Genomic DNA, 19,610 nt, shown 5'->3' with positions numbered 1-19,610 from the left:
AGGCCGGACGCTTGGATCTTACAAAGGGTTGCCTGCGTAAGTCTTGTCACCGCGCTCACGTGCCAAATGAATCTGCTTTTGCCGCTCCCGGAACCGGGCTTTATCCGCTTCGGACGTCTCATGGGCGCACTGATGGCAAGATACGCCGAGCTCAAACTCTGGGCGCTTCATGTCCTCTGGCAATATCGGGCGGCGACAGCCGTGGCAAAGCAGGTGCGGCCCTTCCTCCAACCCGTGGCCAACTGAAACGCGGTTGTCGAACACAAAACACTCGCCCTGCCAGGTGCTGTCTTCGGCAGGCATCTCTTCCAGATAGCGCAGGATGCCACCTTTCAGATGGTAGACATCTTTCACTCCCTGACCCAACAGGTAATTTGTTGACTTTTCGCACCGAATACCACCGGTACAGAACATAGCCACACGTTTGTTATGGAACCGATCTTGGTTCTCTTCCCACCAAGCGGGGAACTCACCAAAACTCACGGTCTTTGGGTCAACAGCACCTTCAAAGGTCCCAATTGCAACTTCGTAATCATTGCGCGTGTCGATCACCACGACATCGTCCTGACGGATGAGATCGTTCCAATCCCGCGGTTCCACATAATTTCCGACACGTGCCCGAGGGTCGACATCGGGTTGCCCCATTGTGACGATCTCTTTCTTCAGCCGTACTTTCATCTTGCCAAATGGCGGATGATCGCTTGTGGCTTCTTTCCACTCAAGATCAGAACATCCGGGCAATTTTTTGATGTGGTTCAGAACCGCATCAATGCCGACGCGCGGACCTGCAATGGTTCCGTTGATCCCTTCCTTTGCCAAAAGAAGCGAGCCTTTGACATCCTGCGCGACGCACAGATCAAGCAAAGCTGGCTTTATGGCAGCCGGGTCTTCAAATCGGGTGAAGTGGTAGAGAGCAGCAATTGTGTACATGTCCCGCCATTAAATCGCTGTGACGCGCAATTCAAGCACTTCAAACACTGTTTGGACGTTGTATGTGGTGAATATGTGTTCTCAAATTTACATATCGTAAATGTACTATTTGTGTTGCGTGACGAGGGCCTGCGAGCATAGCCTCTATTGGGGCAGGTTTGATGAAAATTTTAGGTTATGGGAGTGCAGATCATGACCACAGCTCTGATCATTATTGATGTGCAGAATGATTTTTGCCCGGGCGGCGCTTTGGCTGTGCCAAATGGGGATGAAATCATACCTGTTATCAACAAAATGCTTCCGAAATTTGACACTGTGGTCTTGACCCAAGATTGGCACCCCGCAGGGCATAGTTCCTTTGCAAGCGAGCATGCAGGGAAGAAACCCTATGAAACTGTGGAGCTCTTATATGGTACACAAGTTTTATGGCCGGATCACTGTGTTCAAGGAACCAGAGGAGCGGAGTTTCACCCTGACTTAATAACCAGTGGAGATCTGATTATCCGCAAAGGGTTTCGTTCCGATATCGACAGCTATTCCGCGTTTTTCGAAAATGACAGAACCACTTCGACAGGGCTCAATGGCTACCTTCGCGAAAGAGGGGTGAGCGCTTTGACATTGGTCGGATTGGCAACGGACTTTTGTGTCTCTTATTCAGCGCAAGACGCGGCTACACTGGGATTCGATGTGACTGTAGACCTGAAGGCCTGTCGCGGCATCGATATTGAGGGGTCATTGAAGGCCGCTTTGAAGACCTTACAGGAGCATGGCGCCAACCTGATTGGGCAACCTACGAAAAAGTAACGATTAATGGATAGAAACTTTAACCAAACGTTTGTCTCACAGGGGAGACGCCCAGAATGTCGGAAGCGACCTGTCCGGTAGCAAAACACGACAAACGGTATAGCGCCGTTGGTCTGCTGCAACGTTATGCGGGTCATAAGGTAGACCACCTAAGGACACGCTTGCTGTTTGCGTTGGGGTGGTGCGTTTTTGTTGCCTTCATGGCTTCCCCAGCAATTGCCGTTAGCTGTTTTTTTCTCGTTCTGATCGGCGATCTGGTTGAAACGTTTTTTATGCGGCGACTGGTCCTTACGCCTATTGATGACATTGACCCCAAAAGAGCACGGTTGGTCGGTTTGACGACCAGTATGTTTGACACCGTTCTCTTTGCGGCGTCTGCGAGCTTACCGACCTATCTGTGCACCTTTGAAATGATGCACGATCATGGCCATTGGGAACCGATATTCACCATTTACCTCCTTATGGGGACGGGGCTTGCCTATCTTATGTTTGTGCCGTTGAACCCATTGGCAGTGTCATTGCGGGCGTCGATTTACTTTCTTGTACCGCTCGGGATCTTGGTCATCGGTGGTCCGGCGGATGGTGTCGACCCAATGGTGCACGAACTCGATATCGGTGGCGCCCTCGTTTTCACATTGATCGCCATTTGGATCGGCAGGCTGGTCATTTCCCGACACGACCGCAGACGCCGGATGGAATTGAAACAGGCCACGCAGCAACGCGAATTACGTAATGCATATGCACAAATGTATGCACAGCAGTTGGAGTCGCGCCGTCTGGCATTGGTTGCAAAAAACGCCAGCGACAGCGTTATGATCATAAACCGTGATTTCAAAATAACGTGGGTTAATGAAAGTTTCACACGGATCACCGGTTATAATATGCAGGAGGCGATCGGAAAAACGCCTTCGCAACTTTTGGACTGTGATCAGACTGACACCTCAATAACAGCTGAAATAGACGCTAAACTTCTGCGGGGAGAAAACGTAAGGGCGGTTCTTTTGAACCGTCGCAAGGATGGTAAGCGAATTTGGCTGGAGACAAGCCAGGTTCCTATGCAGAATGCACATGGTGAGCTGGAAACCATAATTGCAGTAGAGCGCGATATTACCTCTGCCAAAGAGCATGAGAATGAATTGGAGCGCGCGCGCGAGGCCGCAGAGGAAGGCGCGCGCACGAAAGCAGAATTCCTTGCCACAATGAGCCATGAAATCCGGACACCTTTGAATGGCGTCATCGGAATGACCCAACTTTTGGAACAAACAAATCTAGATGCGGAGCAGAGGAACTTTGCCGAAACGATCCATACATCAGCAAGTTCTCTCTTGGCCCTTATCAACGATGTTCTTGAACTGTCGAAGATGGACGCGCGTGATGTGTCACTGGCACCGGTGCGGTTTTCGGTTCGAAAGTGTTTTGAGGCGACAGTAGCGCTCTTGACCCCGCTCGCGCAGGACAAAGGCATATTTCTTGAGCTGGACGTCGCTGAAGACGTTCCTCAGTTTCTGCTTGGTGATGATCGGCGGATAACGCAAATCCTGACGAATGTTGTTGGAAATGCGATTAAGTTCACCAGCGAAGGCGGCGTGCGTATTGTTGTTACCTGTGAGTGGTTGCACTCCGAACCACATCTGTGTTTTGCGGTTGAAGATACTGGGATCGGTATTCAACCTGACATGCAGGACCGCATTTTTGAACGGTTTTCCCAGGCTGACGCGGCGATCTCCCGACGCTTTGGCGGGACGGGTTTGGGACTAACCATTTCTCGGCGGCTTGCACATGCAATGGGGGGGGAGATAACCGTTTTCTCCCGTCCTGGAGAAGGGTCTTGTTTTACAACACGTTTGGTCTTGAAGAGCGCGCCTGCAGACAATGATGCGCAAAAAACAATTGATGTTTCCGAGAAGAAGGACCTTACAGGTGTGCGAATTCTTGTGGCAGAAGACAATCAGGTCAACCGCTTGTTGGTGCAGAAATTTCTAAAAGACAGCGGGGCCAAGCTTGGATTTGCTTTGGACGGCCAGCAAGCTATCGAGAGAGCTAAGGCACTTGAACCTGATATCATACTTATGGATCTTTCAATGCCCAATGTGAATGGCCTTGAAGCGACCCGTGCCATTCGGGACTTACCCATTGCGCAACCCTACATCGTTGCGCTGACAGCCAACGCCTTTGATGATGACCGGGCCGCCTGTCTGGAAGCCGGCATGGATGATTTCCTGTCAAAGCCAGTGAGCCGACAGCAGCTTTTGGACAACCTGATCGACGCAATTTCCTCAAAGCATGCAGAAAGCCCTGCGGTTTCGCTTTGCGCCTCCTCTGATGCTATTCTAAGTAGCTAGAAAAAGGTCAGGTAGGGCGTCATGTTGGACATTGCGACACGGGTTTATAATCACAAGTGGAAAATCGATCCGATTGTCCGGTCTCTGATCGATACCGATTTCTATAAACTGCTTATGTGCCAATCGGTGTTCCGCAATCGACCGGATACTCAGGTGCGGTTTTCCCTGATCAACCGGTCGTCCCATGTGCCTTTGGCCAAACTGATTGATGAAGGTGAACTTCGGGAACAGTTGGACCATATCCGTTCCCTCTCCCTGTCGCGCGGTGAAAGCACCTGGCTGCGGGGTAACACGTTCTATGGCAAGCGTCAGATGTTTCGCTCTGACTTTATGCAGTGGTTTGAGAGCCTTCAGCTGCCGCCCTATGAACTCGAACGCAAAGGTGACCAATACGAGCTGACGTTTGAGGGCAAGTGGCACGAGGTTATGCTGTGGGAAATTCCGGCACTGGCCGTTCTGATGGAACTGCGCTCCCGGGCTGTATTGGACCAGATGGGCAGATTTGAGCTTCAGGTGCTTTATGCCCGCGCAATGACCCGTGTTTGGGAGAAGATTGAGCGCCTTCGGAAAATCCCTGATCTTTCGGTTGCTGATTTTGGCACGCGGCGGCGTCATGGGTTTCTGTGGCAGGATTGGTGCGTTCAGGCCATGATCGAAGGGCTGGGCAACCGATTTACCGGCACTTCGAACTGTCTGATTGCAATGCGGCGCGAGGTCGAGGCAATTGGCACGAATGCCCATGAACTGCCGATGGTCTATTCAGCCTTGGCCGAAGACGACACGCAACTGGCACAGGCCCCCTATGATGTTTTGTCGGACTGGCACGACGAACATGAGGGGAACCTGCGTATCATTCTGCCGGACACCTATGGAACAGAAGGTTTTCTGGAACGGGCACCGGATTGGTTAGCAGGATGGACCGGTATCCGGATCGACAGCGGCGACCCTGCAACCGGTGCAGAAACCGCGATCCGGTGGTGGACAGCCCGCGGAGAGGACCCTTCGAAGAAGCGCGTCATCTTTTCAGATGGGCTGGATGTTGGCAAAATGGAAGAACTTCAGCGTCAGTTTTCTGGGCGGGTGCAGGTGTCTTTTGGCTGGGGTACATTGCTTACCAATGATTTCAGGGGCTTTGTGGAAGACGACTTGCTGTCGCCCTTCTCCTTGGTCTGTAAGGCGGTGTCTGCCAATGGTCGACCGACAGTGAAACTGTCCGATAATCCAGAAAAGGCAATGGGCCCAGCGTCAGAGATTGAGCGATATAAACGTGTCTTCCAGGTTGGGGATCAGGACAGTTTTGAGGTTATCGTCTGAGCCAGAGCGGAATGATAAGCCGTTTGCCTACTTCTGCGGTCCAGCTATTTGGGGAGTGTAACCGCAGACGATGGAACTCCGACTGAAAGAAGTCCTGTCTCCGCAACGATGCCCGAAGACAATAGCCCGACCACGTGAAACCTGCCGTCTGCCTTGGCGAGAAGCGGCGCGCCCGAGTCTCCTCTCATGATTGCACAGTGGGCAAGGATGACGCCATGCTGCAGTTGGGCTGTTCCGCAATCTTCAACAAGGCTCAGAACATGTGGACGCAAAGCGGCATACCCTGCCACTTGTAGCAATGTTTGGCTCAGGTCCTGCGCTGAAAGCACGGAGAGCGGGATAAAACCCGTGGTACGCCCAATCGGTTCTGACAAAACCAATACCGCCCAATCTGTCTTTGGGTTTGACTTGAAGCCACGGGCTAGAGGGTCATGTGCGGGAGGTAAAATGTAGCGCTCGACCGTTGCGGTTTCTACGGCGGCTCCGCGGTCATATCCTGCAGCAAACCGCAGACTCTCTGCCGGGATCCAGGCTTTGCGCGGATGATTATACAGGCAATGGGCTGCTGTCAGAACCAACCGTTCAGAGATTAGCGTGCCAGTGCAGTGGCTGCGAATTTGGATGCTGGCAAAGTTCACACGACCAATTGCGCGCCATGGTGCGGAGGTTGCATCCAGAATCTTCCGGTCTCTGATTTTGGAACAGCTATCTGACGACGCACTGCGTTTTTCACAGAACGCCTCAGACCCTTTCCCTTCAGGCACTTGGCTCTGAGCGCTGGCAGCAAAGGCGCAGGCAAAAAACAGGCAAAGCAGGACACGAACAGCGCGCATGAAATGCATGTCTAACTTTCCGAGTTTCGCAAATCCAATCGTACCCTGTGTTTAGCTTGAAGCGAACGAAATGGACCAGAGAATTCACATGGCTTTGCACCCGCACACGTTATTGTCACCGGTATGGGGAAGGTGGGGGCCAAATTTCGTTGCATTTTGTTCGTACGGTCAATTGTTTCGCGTGCGAAACATCCTAACAGCTTATGAGTGCAAGCGCTTCTGCTTTGTTGGATTGGGAGACCCGGGAAACAGAACCAAAGAGAGTTTCTCTGGTTCTGTTTGTTTTAATTACATTTGCTACAGCAATCTTTTGAGATCACAGCGAAGCCGAGACGGCAAGAATGCTTTCGCGCAAAATTTCGGCGCAGCGGTCGATTGTGGCATCGTCCATGATCAGGGTTGGTGAGAGGATCAGCACATTGCCCAAGGGGCGTGCCACCAGCCCGCGTTTATAGGCTTCTTTTGAGACTTGGAGACCGATGTTCAGTTCGGGGTCAAAGGAAGCCTTGCTTGTTTTGTCTGCAACAAACTCGATCCCGATCATAAAGTGGCTGCCGCGCACCTCACCTACGATGGGCAGATCTTCCAAGGTGCGTAGCGCGTTTTCGAAACGTTTGCCGCTGGTCCGGACCTTTTGCGGGATCTGATCCCGTTCCATCAGCGCAATATTGGCAAGACCAGCTGCCGCTGCCGCCGGATGTCCCGAGTAGGTCATACCATGCAGGAACATCCCGCCTTCGCCAGAGATCACTTCGTGAATTTCATCGGACATGATAGTGGCTGAAAGTGGCTGATAGCCCGATGTCAGACCTTTCGCGGTATTGATGATATCGGGTTCGGTATCAAACGCATCTTTTGATGCAAAAAAGTGCCCCAAGCGGCCAAAGGCGGTGACGACCTCATCGGCGATGTATTTGATTTCATAGGAATGGCAAAGCTCAAGCATTTTTGCATGGTACCCTGCCGGAGGCACAATCACCCCGCCTGCGCCCATAATGGGCTCTGCGATAAAGCAGGCGATGTTCTCGGGGCCGACGCTTTCAATCTTGCTTTTGGCCTCCTGAAGCAGATCGTTCAGGAACTCCTCTTCGGTCATGCCGTCGCCATTGCGCCAATAGTGCGGACATTTCAGGTGGTGGACCAGATTATCTGCTGTGTCCCAGCCTTCGGAATACAACGGGGTGGTCATGGCCATCGCAAGATGTGTTGAGCCGTGGTACGCGCCCACCCGGCTGAGAATTTGTTTCTTTTTGGGCTGGCCCAGCCGGTTGTAATAGTGATGCAAAATCCGGATTGCGGAGTCATTTGCGACTGAGCCAGAGTTGCCAAAGTGGACTTTGTTCAAACGTCCGGGCGCCAGTTCTGCCAGTTTGGCCGCAAGCGCGGCAGCTGATGGATGCGTAAAAGCATAGAACGTCGAGTAGTAATCCAACGTCTGCAACTGTTCGGTGATCGCGTTGATGATCTCCTGGCGACGGTGGCCGACATTCACGCACCACAATCCGCCAATTCCGTCGATCAGTTGGTTGCCATCACTGTCTGTGACAAAAGCACCTTCGGCGCTGGTAATGACCGTGCGTGCGCCATCCTGTTTCAGCGCATTCAGGTCGGCAAAGGATTGGACCAGATGGGTATCAGCGGTCAGCACGCCATCGGTAGAAGTATCGAGAGCCAAGGACATCGGATCACACCTTTCGTAGATCGGAGAGTTGGGTTGAACGTTTCTCGGGGGGAATTGCCGGATTGGGTTTCAAGTCGGCAATCAACAAGGTCTCTGCCTGTCCGGCAGATGCAATGACGCTGCCATCGGGAGCGGCAATCAAGGAAAGGCCCCCAAACGTCAGGGTGCCTTCGGTGCCGCAATAATTGGCATAGGCAACGGTCACATCCATTTCGGCAGCACGAGCTGGAACCAGCAGGCGTGAAACATGTTCGAAACCCGCCGGGTTGGCTGTCGGCACCAGGATCAGCTTTACGCCTTCCTGTGCCAAAGCTCGAACATGTGGAGCAAATTCAATATCATAGCAGATCAGGACGGCAGTCCGGATACCACATAGGTCAAAGTGGCAATAATTCTGTCCGGGAGTAAAATTGGCCCGTTCCATCGGTCCGAAGAGCTGCAGCTTGCGATAATGCGCGATACACTCGCCCGTGGCGCCCAAAACGGTTGCGCTGTTATGGACCGTATCACCTTCGCGCTCGGCCCAGCCAATAGTCAGGCCGCAGCCTGCATCGCGGACCACAGCCTGCAATCGGTTCTGCCATTCACCACCTTTGGGTTGGGCTAGCTCAGCATGCCGCTCAGGTTGATTATAGCCTGGCAAAAAGAGTTCAGGTACCACCAACATTTCGGCCCCACCTGCGGCGGCGGCCGTGAGCTGGGTCTTGAGGCGGGCAAATGCCGCCTCAAGATCGCCGCCGGTTGGCGGTCCCTGATATAGTGCGAGTTTCATTGTCACTTTTTCAGGTTGGTCCAGATCGCATCATAAAGGACCTGAACCTCCTCGGAGCAGGCCTCGACAAAGACGCCTTTGACATCTGCGGGCGGGTTTGACTCTGGGGAGCCTGCAACTTCGGGGGTCAGGAATTCCGCAACACCTTTGACGCCTGCCGAATACTGGGCATAGTTCGTGATAGCGGCCGCGTTCTCAGGCTCCAAAAGGAAGTCCATAAATTTCAGCGCGTTATCGCGATTAGGGGCATCTTTCAGAAGGGCGATATTGTCCATCCAAACAATCATCCCTTCCTTGGGGAAGACATATTCGATCGGGGCACCTTCACTGCGCGCACGCGCCGAGAAACCGGACCAGATCATACCTGCCGCTGCGTCGCCGGAAACCAGCACATCCTTGGCCACATCAGAGCCAAACGACGCCCAGTCCGGTTTTGCTTTTTGAACCAAGGCGTTCAACGCCTTCAGTTGCTCGCGATCTCCGCTGCACTGAGGGATGCCGAGGTAGAGTGACGCCAGAGTCAGTGTCTCGCCCGAGGTGTCCAGAACGTTGATCTTGCCCTTCAATTCCGCAGGCGGTTCAAAGATCAGAGACAAGCTGTCAAGCGGTCCGTCATAGGCCTCTTTGTTTACCGAAAAGGACGTGGAACCCCACTGGTAAGGGATGCTCGACTTGCGGCCCGGATCGAAGGCGACATCGAGCCACTTGTCTTCGATATTGCCAAAGTTTTTGAGGTCAGACGGTTCAAACGTGTCCAGCATGCCTTCGTCTGCAAGGATCTTGACCATATAGTCGCCCGGAACCGCCAGGTCGTAAGAACCCAGTTTGCCCGCCTTGAGCGCGGCAAGCAGCGCTTCGTTGCTGTCAAAGGTGTCCATGGTAACTTCGACGTCATATTCGGCAGCGAATTTGTCCAAGAGCTCTTGCGGGATGTATTCGAACCAGTGGTAAAGGGAAAGCTTGCCTTCGGCCTGGGCGGCGCCGGCCAGGGACAGTGCAAGGGCTGAGGTCGTCAGAAAGGTCTTCATGTCAGTCTCCGCTGTTGGTTTGTTATTTTTTGTTTTGTCCCGCCCGCCCGATCAGCCAGGAGAGCGTGACAAAGACCACCGACACGCCAAGCATCAGCGTGGAAATGGCCATGATGTTGGGCTTGATGCCCTGTTTGACTGATCCAAAAATCGCTGTGGGCAGGGTTTCCACACCCGCGCCTTTGACGAAGTTTGTGATCAGGAAGTCGTCAAGTGAGATGATAAACGCCAGGATAAACCCGGACAGGATCCCCGGTGTCATCAGCGGCAGCAAAATCAGCCGGAACGCCTCCCATGGCGTGGCGTAAAGATCCATGGCGGCTTGCTCGTACATGTCCGGAACCGATTGCATACGGGCTGAAATCGGCAGGTAGGCAAAGGGGATGCAAAACACCACATGGGCAATGAAAATCGTCATCAGGCCGGATTTGAAACCGATGGTGATAAAGAAAATCAGAGAGGCGACGGCGGTTACGATCTCTGGCACCATGAGGGGAAGGTTGATCAGGGCGAGGCTGCCGGTCTTGCCTTTGAACCGCCCGGCGCGGTTCATCGCAACCGCTGCAGCCAGTGCAATCGTGGTCGCACAGGTCGCCGCGCCAATTGCAATAATGAACGAGTTTATTGCTGCCGCACGGAACTTTGGTGCGTCGACCCCGGTGAAGACATCGACATACCATTTGAACGAAAAGCCGCCCCATCGGGTAATCGATGTGCTGTCATTAAAGCTGTAGACTGCCACGATGATCAGCGGCGCATAGAGGATGACCAAACAGAGGATTGTCAGTGCGCGAAACCCGGTAAAACGGCGCAGGTCAATTGTTTTGGACGACATTTATCTGTCCTCCCGCGATTGGGCACGTGCATGGATGAGCAGAACTGCAAGAACGATGGAAAGCAGGATCATTGCCGAAGCCGCGCCAAAGGGCCAATTACCGGCTGCGCCTTTGAACTGTTCTTCGATCAAGGAGCCGATCATAAAGGTCTTGGCACCGCCCAAAAGATCCGGCGCAAGAAATGCGCCGAGCGACGGGACAAACACCAGTATGCAACCCGCGATGATACCGGGCTTGACCACTGGAAGAATAACCAGGCGCAGCGTCGTCCAGCTATCCGCATAAAGATCTGCCGCAGCTTCCGAGAGGGAAAAGTCATACCTCTCTACGGCGGCATAGATCGGCAGAACCATGAATGGCAGATAGGAATAGAACAGCCCCAGCTGCACAGCGAAATTGGTGTTGATCAGTGCCAAGGGCTCGCTGATAACGCCAGTCCACATCAGGAATTCGTTTAACGGCCCGGTGTCACGGATCAGGAACTTCATTGATACGGTTCGGATCAGGAGGTTGACCCAATACGGTATGGTGACCAGGAACAGCCAGATCGATCGGGACGCAGGCGCGCGGGTTGCAATGAACCAGGCGGTTGGGAAACCGATCAGAAGGCAGAAGATGGTTGCAAGACCGGCCTGCCAGATGGAGCGCCAGAAGATGGAGATATAGGTCCACTCAATTGTCGGGGCTTCATCGCCGAACAGGCCACGATCCAGGAAGAACTGATCATAAGCCGCAAAGGTGAACTCCCAGATGACACCACCACGAAATTCCTTGGTCAGGAAAGAATAGGTGGCCATCAGCAAGACCGGCAATACCAGAAAGAAACCGATGAATACCCAAGCAGGCAACAAGAGCCTGTGACCGCTGCCGCGATAGATTTCCGAACGGGATGTTCCCGTAGCGCCTACACCCGCCATTAGTCTGCCAACAGGCGCGCGGCACCTGCCTCAACCTGGACCCCAATTTCCTGTCCATGCGTGGGTACTGTTGTGAGTGCACTGTTCTGCAAGCGGACATGCAGCGCTGCGCCGGTGTTTAGCTTCGCATGAAGTTGAATATCCGTTCCTAAATACACATGATCCGTGACCGTTGCAGTCATCACGTCAGCATTTGGCTCACACAGGCTGATCCGTTCCGGGCGCACGGACAATGTGCTGGTGCCGGGTGTTGCACCGGGCGCAGCGGGACATTGAAGACGAGCGCCTCCAGGCAGCACAATGTCCGCCATCCCTCCTGTTACAGACTGGGCGTCGACCTCCAGCAGATTGGTCTCCCCGATGAAATCCGCCACAAAACGGTTTTGCGGCGCCTCATAGATCTCTTGTGGGTTTCCGATCTGTTGGACATGACCCGCCGACATAACCGCGATCCGGTCCGACATGGTCAGCGCTTCTTCTTGGTCATGGGTGACAAAGACAAACGCAATTCCGGTTTCGCGCTGGATTTCCTTCAGTTCCACACGAACCGCCTGACGCAGTTTCAGATCCAGTGCTGAGAGCGGCTCGTCTAGGAGTAGCACTTTTGGATTGGGTGCCAGGGCGCGTGCAAGGGCAACGCGCTGCTGCTGACCACCTGAAAGCTGTGCTGGGCGTCGTTCGGCAAATTGGTCGAGTTGCACCAAGTCGAGAACTTCGCGTGCACGCTGTCTGGCAGAGTTGCGCGACCACCCTCGGCGCTGCATTCCAAACATGACGTTTTCGGTGACGGTCATATGAGGAAACAAGGCATATTGCTGAAAGACCGTGTTGACGGGCCGTTTATGTGGGGGCAGGGGGGCGATGTCTTCACCATGCAGACGGATTTCACCTTCGGTGACCTCTTCAAACCCTGCGATACACCTCAGGAGCGTTGTCTTGCCGCAGCCGGACGGGCCGAGAAGCGTAAAAAATTCACCTTCACAGATGTCCATCGAAACGCCGTGCAATGCGGTGAAAGTGCCATAACGTTTCACGACGTGGGCAACATCAACAGCGACTTTTTTGTTTGGCATGAGGACCTCTTGATTATACCCCCTGGTTCACTGTTAATTTTGTAAGTAAATCAAAATTGAGGGGTATATACCCCCAAGGGGGTATGATGTCCGAACCTGCCACAACTGCCGAGGACCTGTTGGCCCTTGTGATAGATGCCGCCGAGAGTCAGGCCTTTGCTGAGGCGCTCTATGGATGGTTGTCCAGCCAGCTTGAGATCGACAACACCACGATGCTGGCCTATTTCCAAACGCGGCGACCCGAAGTTCTATATCTCCAGGCACGGGAAGCCAGTGTCCATAGGTGCTTGGAAAGTGATTATTTACCAGGGGCTTACGTTCTTGACCCGTTCCACGAATTGCATGTGCAACGCGTGCCTGAAGGCCTTTACCGGCTGCGTGACATTGCCCCTGATCAATTCCACCGAAATGAATATTACGCCAGCTACTACAAGCAGACGACATTGGTTGATGAGCTCGCCTTTATCGCTTGTCCGGCTGAAGGCGTTTCGGTCCACGTTTGTTTGGGGCGCGACGTGAGTTCCGGACGTGTTTTTTCTAGTCGAGAAATCGCAAAAGCACAAAAAATAACCAAATTGGTTTGCTCTTTGATCCGAAGACAGTGGGTTGGGTTGTCCTCTCAAGGGGATTACGCAGAAGGCGAAGTGGTCGAAAAAGTCATGAATGACCTCAGATTGCGCGACGGAATCGCGTTAAGCCGGCGACAGGCTGAGGTCGCGCTTTTGATTTTACGCGGACACAGTTCTGTATCGATCGGCCTGCGACTGGGGATCAGTGCGCAGACAGTGAAAGTTTTCCGTAAACAATTGTACCGCAAGTGCGGGATCTCTTCCCAGGCTGAACTCTTCTCGCTTTTGTTGCCGGTGTTGGCCGGGTGATCACCCCACTAACGATTTTGATACGCCGATTTGAAATGCTCCTTTAGAATGTCGATCAGCTTTTGGACCGCGGGGGGGCGCATCGCGCCATAGTGGTCGACCGTTACGATATTTGGAGCCGGGAGCGTGTCGGTAATCTGCAAGCGTTTTGTACCTTCTTCCAGCGGTAGCGGTTGCTTGGGCCAAAAATTCAGGACAGCAACGCCAAACCCTTTTGCGACACCACGGATCAAGGTTTCGTAGCTGCGGCTTTTGAAATGAACCTGAGGGCGGTTTTTTGCAGTGTCGAACAATGTCATCAGATATGTCTCGGTCAGAGGCAGGTTCAGCAGGGCGATCGGGTATTGCGCAAGCTCCGAGATGCTCAGTTTGTCGTGTTTTGCGAGCGGGTGGTTCAGCGGCACCATCGCGTGAGGGGCTGCCCGGCCGATATGTTCAAAGGTGCCGGTGAAATCTGGGCCGAGATCATAGACAACCGCGATATCTACTTCTCCCCGATCCAACGCGCGTTTCAAACTGGGCTGGTCAGTCTCGACAAGTTCCACGGCAATCGGGCCCAATTCGAATTGAAGCTGTTCCAATACGTCAACCATCATGATCGAGCCGAAAGGCTCAAAGAGCCCGATACGCAGATCCGTTGCTTTTTGCCCATGTGTGCGAGTTTCCCGTAGGAAATCTTCTTCGGCATTCAAAAGCCTGCGCGCGGCGGCAATAAAACGTTCGCCTTGAGCCGTAGGGTGCACCCCACGGCCTTTTTGCCGCGCGAAGATACGAACACCCAATGATTGTTCGGCGGCGTCTACAGCTGCCAGGATCGAAGATTGGGAAATGTTCATATGATGCGCGGCTTTGGCAAAGCTGCCAAGGTCCTGAACTGCACAGATGTAGGAAAGATGCTTGAGGGAGTGCGCCATCGGATGGGTGTCCAAAAAATGGATATGTCTGACGCAAACAATACATTTTTCAGAATGCCAGACCACTGTTTAACATGCCCTTGACCCTCACCGGACAGGAGATTGACCATGAAATTCCCGATTTCTGATGCGCCTGAAGTGTGCCAAATGTCTGCTTCGGATCTTGTTGCGTGTTTTGCGTCTGGTGCGTTGTCTCCTGTCGAAGTGGCCAAGGCGGCTCTGGAGCGCGCAGAGGTTGCACAGAGCACCAGCAACTCTTTTAACTTGATCGACACCGAAGGCGCATTGCACGCTGCAAGAGCTTCTGAAGCGCGCTGGGCGGCAGGAGATCCGCTTTCGGGGATCGACGGTGTGCCGGGCACCATCAAAGATATCGTTTATGTGAAAGGGCTGCCAATCAGTTTTGGAAGCCACTTGGGCGATGATGCCAAGTGCCGCGATGACGCGCCAAGCGTTGCGCGTTTGCGTGCCGCGGGAATGGTCAATTTGGGGATCACAACTTCGCCGGAATTTGGTTGGAAAGCGCTGACGGACAGCCCACGTTGGGGGGTAACAACCAATCCCTGGAACACTGAAATGACGCCGGGGGGATCATCGGGCGGTGCCGGCGTGGCAGCCACGATGGGGGCCGGTGTTCTTCATTTGGGTACCGATGGAGGCGGTTCGATCCGGATACCCTCTGCATTTACAGGTATTGCGGGGCTGAAACCGACTTTTGGCCGGGTGCCTGCATACCCGGCTTCGCCTTTTGGAACCGTTTCGCATATCGGCCCAATGGCACGTCGGGTTGAAGACGTAGAGCAAATGCTGGCGGTGATGTCTGGGCGTGATCTGCGGGATTGGTTTCAGGGCGAAGGCGAACTGCTTGGCTTGCTTCCTTCCGTCGAAAGTCCAAAGGGGAAGAAAATCGCGGTTTGGCGGGTTCCTCCGGGCGGATCGGTTGCGCTAGAGGTCGCTGCCAACTTTGATGCAGTCCTCAAGCGTTTTGAAGCGGCCGGAGCGGTGTTGGAAGAGATCGAACTTCCGATGGTGGATCAGCTTTATGAGATTGCAACGCGCCTGTGGTTCAGCGGCGCACTTGCGCGCCTGTCGTCTTTTGGAGATCTCGACACTTTGGACACGACATCCATCGACCCGGGATTGCTTGAAATTGCGCATCAAGCGCGAGCGTATTCGGCCAAGGATCATATTGAGGCCACGACTTTACGTGCGGCCTTTGGGAGCCAGATGGATCAACTTTTGTCGATGTACGATTATGTCGTGTCACCCGCCTGCAGCGTGCTTCCGTTCAAGGCCGGATGCGAAGTCCCGCCAGACAGCAATCTGTCCCGTTGGTTTGAATGGGCAGGTTTCAGCTATCCGATAAACCTGAGCCAGCAGCCCGCTGCCGTTGTTCCGACTGGGGTGGACAAAAACGGGCTGCCACATTCTGTGCAGATCATTGCGGGGCGCGGAGCCGATTCATCGGTGCTGGCCCTCGCTAAATGGTGGCAAGCCCTGTATGATGCGCATCTGCTCTAGCCATTTTGCCGTGTATGGTCATCCCCAACTGGAACCGGCAGCCTGCTGCCGGTTCTTTTTGTCAGGTTTCCAGGTGCGATAACAAAGTGCGAAATCTCTTGCGGGCTTCACCAGGGTGGCGCAGCTTTTTAACCGCGGCCAGATTTGACATGTCGTTGCCCACGACTATCAGCCCCACCATTCCCCATTCGTAGTGGGGCACACAGATGTGACCGTAGATGCCGGGAACCGTGAATTCGATGGTCAACACCTCATCCACTGCGCCGTTCCATGGTGTGGCTCCTTCGGGGATCATGCCGCGTTTTGAAGCCGAATTGTGACCATCATCGGTTGGGACAAAGGTCACGCTGTCACCGACATTGATGTGCAAGATGTCAGGCGCAAAGACATTTGGTGTCTCTCCGTTTGTGCAATCCGCATTCAACATCAGCACGCTATGGGCGGTGCCTTCTGCTGGCGGGACAGGGCAGGCGACCGCGCTTCCAGCAGCCATTGCGCCTAAAGAAAGTGTGAAGCTACGACGCGTAAGCATGAACCAGGAATTCCTCTCTTGGACCGGAAGTTATTTCGATGTCGACGCCGTAAGTCGTTGCCAAGGCGGGAGAGTTAAGCACCTCTTCTGGTGTACCCTGTGCCAGAATCTGCCCGCTTCCGAGCAGGATCAGATGATCGGCAAATCGTGCGGCAAGGTTCAAATCATGCAGTGCCACAACGCCAACGGCATTGCGGGTTTGAATAGCTCTGCGGATCCGGTCCAGAACACTCAACTGATGACGCAGGTCCAGCGCGGATGTCGGCTCGTCGAACAAATACACGTCGGATTTGCGGATCAGCGCCTGCGCGACCGAGACCATTTGCGATTGGCCACCGGAAAGCTCACCCACATAGGCCTCGGCCAGATGGCCAATTCCAGCGTCACTGAGCGCTTGTGAAACCCGTTGGATATCCGCGCCAGAGACCCGCCAGCCACGCAGTTGTTTATGGGCCATCATAACCACGTCGAATACGGTTAGGGCGGCATTCGCAGCAAAGAACTGCGGCATGAAACACACTTGTTCCAGACGTTTGCGGCTTGGCAATGTTGCGAGATCTTGGCCTCCCAGCCGCACCTGTCCCGACGTGGGCTTCAATAGTCCTGCAATCAATCGAAACAGGGTGGATTTCCCAGCTGCATTCGGGCCAATCAGCGCAGTAACCGCGCCGGGTTGCAACCCGTCAAAACTGACGCCGTTCAGGATCTGACGCTTGCCGTAGCTGAATTCCAAATTGTGAACCGATAGAGTCTTCATTGCCAGTGCCTCTTTCGTTGACCCAAGATGAGCAGGATGAAGAACGGGATCCCGATCAGGGAGGTGATCATACCAATGGGGTAGACAATGCCGGGTGTGATCGCTTTGGACGCAATAGAGGTTCCCGAAAGGATCAGGGCACCGCAAAGGGCAGAAAGGGGCAGGAAGCCGCGCTGATCTTCGCCAACAATCATGCGGGCGATATGCGGCCCGACCAGACCGACAAAGGCAATTGCGCCTACAAAGGAAACGGCAACCGCAGCCAGAAGGGACACTCCTGCCAGGACCGTTACCCGTAAGAGACCAACATTGACGCCCAGGGCTGCGGCTTTTTCTTCGCCCATGCGCAGGGCCGTCAGAGCCCAAGAGCGGCTGAGGAACCAGGGCAGCAGAACAGTTAAGACGATCGCACAGATCGCAACCTTGTCCCAGGTTGCGCGGGACAGGGACCCGAGCTGCCAAAAGATCAGCTGTGCCAATTGCAGTTCAGACGCGCCGTATTGCAGAAAGGCCAAGAGCGCGTTGAAGGTGAACAGCATGGCGATGCCAACGAGGATCATAGCCTCAGGCGAAACACCGCGCAGGCGGGTGAACAGGAACAGAGCACATGATGTCCCCATCGCAAAGACAAACGCATTTACTGTGACCATCAAGCCACCGACACCGGGAAGAACCGACCATCCCAGAACAATGGCCAGAGCGGCACCAAAGCTCGCGGCGGACGAAAGGCCCAAGGTGAAGGGGTCGGCAAGCGGGTTGTTCAGGATTGTCTGCATCTCTGCGCCGGCGACGCCAAGCATGGCGCCAACACAAACCGCCATCAGGGCGACGGGCAGGCGCAGCTTCCAGATGATGACCTCTTCTTTGGGTGTGGCGACTGAAGGATCCAGGATCACCTGAAGAGTCCGACCAAAACTCAGGTTGGCAGGACCGGTGATGATGTCAAAAATGATAAGGCCAGCCAAAATGGCAAAGGCCAGCGCAACAAGCAGTGCGCGGCGCATCGAACGCTTGCGATAAGCGCTCGCCAGGCCAGAGGCCTCGGCTACTAATGTCTGATCTGTCATGATGTTTTCCGATAAAATGGTCCGCTGCGTCGATTGAGCAGCGGACCGGGGGCGTTAGTGACCGACGCTGGCCGACATCCAGAAGGTGCCAGAGGCGTCAAAGGGCAGGAAGCGTTCGTGCAATTCGTCGAACGTGGCCTGTGGGTCCAGATCCTCGAAGTCATCCGGGTGGAACCATTTGGCCAGCTGCTGGATCGCAACAAAATGGTAGGGTGAATTGTAGAACTGGTGGAAAATAGCGTGGTAGTTGCCAGATTTCACGGCTTCCAGATCTGCGAAACCTGCGCGCTGGGCCAAGGCATCGATGCGTTTCTGGTTGGCAGCGTCATCGGCCTCATACCCGAGCAGGACCGAGGTCACTTCGGGGCGGGATTCAGCCCAATTCGCACCGGTTGCAACAATGTGCTGCGGTTCCGCCTCAATCACCCCTTCCAGGTTCAGCGTAACGGAATAGGCATTGGCAAGGGTCGAGGCGTAGTTGGTGCCGCCTGCGAGTTCGACGAAACGGCCATAGTTATATGGGCCGAAAGACCAGCAGCAGAAATCAACCTGCCAACCTGCGGCGTTTTCCACAACGACCATCGGGCGGTCTTCTGCGGGGATGGTGTCAACAATATTGGTGACCTTGCGCATTTGAGCAACGTAGAAATCAATGAACTCAGCGGCTGATTTCTCTTCGCCCAGTATGCGGCCCAGCATCAGGAGGGACGGCACAACGTTTTCTGTCGCGTTGCGACGGAAGTCGATAAATGCCACCTTGACCCCGGCAGCGTCCAGTTTTTCGATCAGACCGGTTTCTTCGGCTTTGAACAGGCTGCCGGATTCCAGAAGTACCAGATCCGCCTCGGATTCCAGGACTGCCTCGATGCTGAAATCGCCTGCATAAGGGTTTCCGAAATTGATCAGGCGAGCGGTGTCTTCGGGGAAGGCGCCTTGGAATTTGCGGAACCCGTCGGGATCATAAAGGATCAGATCGTTATTCCAGCCGACGATCTTGTCGAACGGGTTGTCTTTTGTCAGCGGCGCGATGGCGTACATCATGCGCCCTTCGCCGAGGATGATTTTATCCGGCAGTTCCGGAAGAGTGACTTCGCGGCCTGCGATGTCAGTGAACGTCAAGGCTTCAGCTTGAGCACTGGTGGCTGACGCGATCAGGGTCGCGCTGGCTGCAATGGCACCAAGGAAGCCGCCGATAATTGCCTTGAAGGACATGTGCGATCTCCGTTTGGGTTTGCGTTTGAGCGCCACGTAGCGGAAAATAAATAAAAATCCAACAAAAAAAGTCGGAATAATGTCTGATTGCACCTTTCACGATAATTCGGAACGGCGCTGCTCAGTGCAGAATTGAGTTTGTCTCTTGCCAAAAAACGCCGGTCCCACGGGGGAACACGGCGTCCAGATTGGAAAGCCA

General features: G+C 54.2%; 17 protein-coding genes and 1 pseudogene. 5 read left to right on the top strand and 13 right to left on the bottom strand.

The annotated features are described in order from the left end of the window. Positions 1–18 precede the first annotated feature (18 nt). The gene (gene trhO / locus ACXAEW_RS04355; protein WP_474940164.1) at positions 19–930 is read right to left on the bottom strand and encodes an oxygen-dependent tRNA uridine(34) hydroxylase TrhO; all 912 of its coding nucleotides are present in this window, start codon (positions 928–930) and stop codon (positions 19–21) included. A 192-nt stretch (positions 931–1,122) separates the two neighbouring features. Between trhO and pncA the strand changes: the two genes are divergently transcribed. Genes pncA through pncB form a run of 3 tightly spaced genes read left to right on the top strand, consistent with a single transcriptional unit; the run spans position 1,123 to position 5,390 of the window. After that, entirely contained in the window at positions 1,123–1,734 is a 612-nt protein-coding gene (gene pncA, locus ACXAEW_RS04350; RefSeq protein WP_474940163.1) for a bifunctional nicotinamidase/pyrazinamidase, read from the top strand. Positions 1,735–1,790: 56 nt separating this feature from the next. Then, positions 1,791–4,076: an ATP-binding protein gene (locus ACXAEW_RS04345; RefSeq protein WP_474940162.1), complete on the top strand. Its 2,286-nt coding sequence runs from the start codon at positions 1,791–1,793 to the stop codon at positions 4,074–4,076. Positions 4,077–4,097: 21 nt separating this feature from the next. Further along, entirely contained in the window at positions 4,098–5,390 is a 1,293-nt protein-coding gene (gene pncB / locus ACXAEW_RS04340; protein WP_474940161.1) for a nicotinate phosphoribosyltransferase, read from the top strand. 44 nt (positions 5,391–5,434) lie between these two features. Here pncB and ACXAEW_RS04335 read toward each other — a convergent pair whose 3' ends face one another. The 7 genes from ACXAEW_RS04335 to ACXAEW_RS04305 all read right to left on the bottom strand — a co-directional run bounded on the left by ACXAEW_RS04335 (position 5,435) and on the right by ACXAEW_RS04305 (position 12,530). Then, positions 5,435–6,232 (bottom strand): trypsin-like serine peptidase, encoded by a 798-nt coding sequence (locus ACXAEW_RS04335; RefSeq protein ID WP_474940160.1) that lies wholly within the window; start codon positions 6,230–6,232, stop codon positions 5,435–5,437. A 307-nt stretch (positions 6,233–6,539) separates the two neighbouring features. Next, on the bottom strand, positions 6,540–7,904 hold the full coding sequence (locus ACXAEW_RS04330) for an aminotransferase class III-fold pyridoxal phosphate-dependent enzyme (RefSeq protein ID WP_474940159.1): 1,365 nt from the start codon (positions 7,902–7,904) through the stop codon (positions 6,540–6,542). Positions 7,905–7,908: 4 nt separating this feature from the next. After that, positions 7,909–8,676 (bottom strand): carbon-nitrogen hydrolase family protein, encoded by a 768-nt coding sequence (locus tag ACXAEW_RS04325; RefSeq protein WP_474940158.1) that lies wholly within the window; start codon positions 8,674–8,676, stop codon positions 7,909–7,911. Between the two features lie 2 nt (positions 8,677–8,678). Beyond that, positions 8,679–9,704: an extracellular solute-binding protein gene (locus ACXAEW_RS04320; RefSeq protein WP_474940157.1), complete on the bottom strand. Its 1,026-nt coding sequence runs from the start codon at positions 9,702–9,704 to the stop codon at positions 8,679–8,681. A 22-nt stretch (positions 9,705–9,726) separates the two neighbouring features. Then, positions 9,727–10,539, bottom strand: coding sequence for an ABC transporter permease (locus ACXAEW_RS04315; protein ID WP_474940156.1), 813 nt, complete (start codon positions 10,537–10,539; stop codon positions 9,727–9,729). Further along, positions 10,540–11,457, bottom strand: a complete 918-nt coding sequence (locus ACXAEW_RS04310; RefSeq protein WP_474940155.1) for an ABC transporter permease — start codon at positions 11,455–11,457, stop codon at positions 10,540–10,542. Beyond that, positions 11,457–12,530: an ABC transporter ATP-binding protein gene (locus tag ACXAEW_RS04305; RefSeq protein ID WP_474940154.1), complete on the bottom strand. Its 1,074-nt coding sequence runs from the start codon at positions 12,528–12,530 to the stop codon at positions 11,457–11,459. The genes ACXAEW_RS04310 and ACXAEW_RS04305 overlap by 1 nt, the downstream gene beginning before the upstream one ends. A 128-nt stretch (positions 12,531–12,658) precedes the next feature. Here ACXAEW_RS04305 and ACXAEW_RS04300 point away from each other — a divergent pair, with 128 nt between their 5' ends. Further along, a complete protein-coding gene (locus ACXAEW_RS04300) occupies positions 12,659–13,408 on the top strand; it encodes a helix-turn-helix transcriptional regulator (RefSeq protein ID WP_474942988.1) in 750 nt (249 codons plus the stop codon). Between the two features lie 8 nt (positions 13,409–13,416). Here ACXAEW_RS04300 and ACXAEW_RS04295 read toward each other — a convergent pair whose 3' ends face one another. Then, on the bottom strand, positions 13,417–14,322 hold the full coding sequence (locus tag ACXAEW_RS04295) for a LysR substrate-binding domain-containing protein (protein ID WP_474940153.1): 906 nt from the start codon (positions 14,320–14,322) through the stop codon (positions 13,417–13,419). A 108-nt stretch (positions 14,323–14,430) separates the two neighbouring features. On the opposite strand from ACXAEW_RS04295, the gene ACXAEW_RS04290 reads away from it, so the two are divergent. Continuing rightward, positions 14,431–15,843, top strand: coding sequence for an amidase family protein (locus ACXAEW_RS04290; protein ID WP_474940152.1), 1,413 nt, complete (start codon positions 14,431–14,433; stop codon positions 15,841–15,843). Between the two features lie 61 nt (positions 15,844–15,904). Here the strand turns inward: ACXAEW_RS04290 and ACXAEW_RS04285 are convergent, their stop codons facing one another. From ACXAEW_RS04285 to ACXAEW_RS04270, 4 genes and pseudogenes are all read right to left on the bottom strand, one after another. Next, entirely contained in the window at positions 15,905–16,375 is a 471-nt protein-coding gene (locus ACXAEW_RS04285) for a pseudoazurin (protein ID WP_474940151.1), read from the bottom strand. Beyond that, positions 16,359–17,045: pseudogene (locus ACXAEW_RS04280) on the bottom strand (ABC transporter ATP-binding protein); the annotation flags it as partial. The gene ACXAEW_RS04285 and the pseudogene ACXAEW_RS04280, both read right to left, overlap by 17 nt. Before the next feature lie 83 nt (positions 17,046–17,128). Next, entirely contained in the window at positions 17,129–18,199 is a 1,071-nt protein-coding gene (locus ACXAEW_RS04275) for a FecCD family ABC transporter permease (protein WP_474940150.1), read from the bottom strand. A gap of 54 nt (positions 18,200–18,253) precedes the next feature. Continuing rightward, complete coding sequence (locus tag ACXAEW_RS04270) at positions 18,254–19,411, bottom strand: ABC transporter substrate-binding protein (protein WP_474940149.1); 1,158 nt, start codon at positions 19,409–19,411, stop codon at positions 18,254–18,256. Positions 19,412–19,610: the final 199 nt, after the last annotated feature.

The sequence above is a fragment of the Epibacterium sp. ABZ3_068 genome, assembly GCF_056159265.1.
The sequence above is the reverse complement of the archived record's forward strand: the minus strand, read 5'-3'. Positions and strand labels throughout refer to the sequence as shown.

Excerpts from the sequence above, each read along its gene's own strand:
- trhO (WP_474940164.1), bottom strand. The coding sequence starts at position 930 with ATGTACACAATTGCTGCTCTCTACCACTTCACCCGATTTGAAGACCCG.
- pncA (WP_474940163.1), top strand. The coding sequence starts at position 1,123 with ATGACCACAGCTCTGATCATTATTGATGTGCAGAATGATTTTTGCCCG.
- ACXAEW_RS04345 (WP_474940162.1), top strand. The coding sequence starts at position 1,791 with ATGTCGGAAGCGACCTGTCCGGTAGCAAAACACGACAAACGGTATAGC.
- pncB (WP_474940161.1), top strand. The coding sequence starts at position 4,098 with ATGTTGGACATTGCGACACGGGTTTATAATCACAAGTGGAAAATCGAT.
- ACXAEW_RS04335 (WP_474940160.1), bottom strand. The coding sequence starts at position 6,232 with ATGCATTTCATGCGCGCTGTTCGTGTCCTGCTTTGCCTGTTTTTTGCC.
- ACXAEW_RS04330 (WP_474940159.1), bottom strand. The coding sequence starts at position 7,904 with ATGTCCTTGGCTCTCGATACTTCTACCGATGGCGTGCTGACCGCTGAT.
- ACXAEW_RS04325 (WP_474940158.1), bottom strand. The coding sequence starts at position 8,676 with ATGAAACTCGCACTATATCAGGGACCGCCAACCGGCGGCGATCTTGAG.
- ACXAEW_RS04320 (WP_474940157.1), bottom strand. The coding sequence starts at position 9,704 with ATGAAGACCTTTCTGACGACCTCAGCCCTTGCACTGTCCCTGGCCGGC.
- ACXAEW_RS04315 (WP_474940156.1), bottom strand. The coding sequence starts at position 10,539 with ATGTCGTCCAAAACAATTGACCTGCGCCGTTTTACCGGGTTTCGCGCA.
- ACXAEW_RS04310 (WP_474940155.1), bottom strand. The coding sequence starts at position 11,457 with ATGGCGGGTGTAGGCGCTACGGGAACATCCCGTTCGGAAATCTATCGC.
- ACXAEW_RS04305 (WP_474940154.1), bottom strand. The coding sequence starts at position 12,530 with ATGCCAAACAAAAAAGTCGCTGTTGATGTTGCCCACGTCGTGAAACGT.
- ACXAEW_RS04295 (WP_474940153.1), bottom strand. The coding sequence starts at position 14,322 with ATGGCGCACTCCCTCAAGCATCTTTCCTACATCTGTGCAGTTCAGGAC.
- ACXAEW_RS04290 (WP_474940152.1), top strand. The coding sequence starts at position 14,431 with ATGAAATTCCCGATTTCTGATGCGCCTGAAGTGTGCCAAATGTCTGCT.
- ACXAEW_RS04285 (WP_474940151.1), bottom strand. The coding sequence starts at position 16,375 with ATGCTTACGCGTCGTAGCTTCACACTTTCTTTAGGCGCAATGGCTGCT.
- ACXAEW_RS04275 (WP_474940150.1), bottom strand. The coding sequence starts at position 18,199 with ATGACAGATCAGACATTAGTAGCCGAGGCCTCTGGCCTGGCGAGCGCT.
- ACXAEW_RS04270 (WP_474940149.1), bottom strand. The coding sequence starts at position 19,411 with ATGTCCTTCAAGGCAATTATCGGCGGCTTCCTTGGTGCCATTGCAGCC.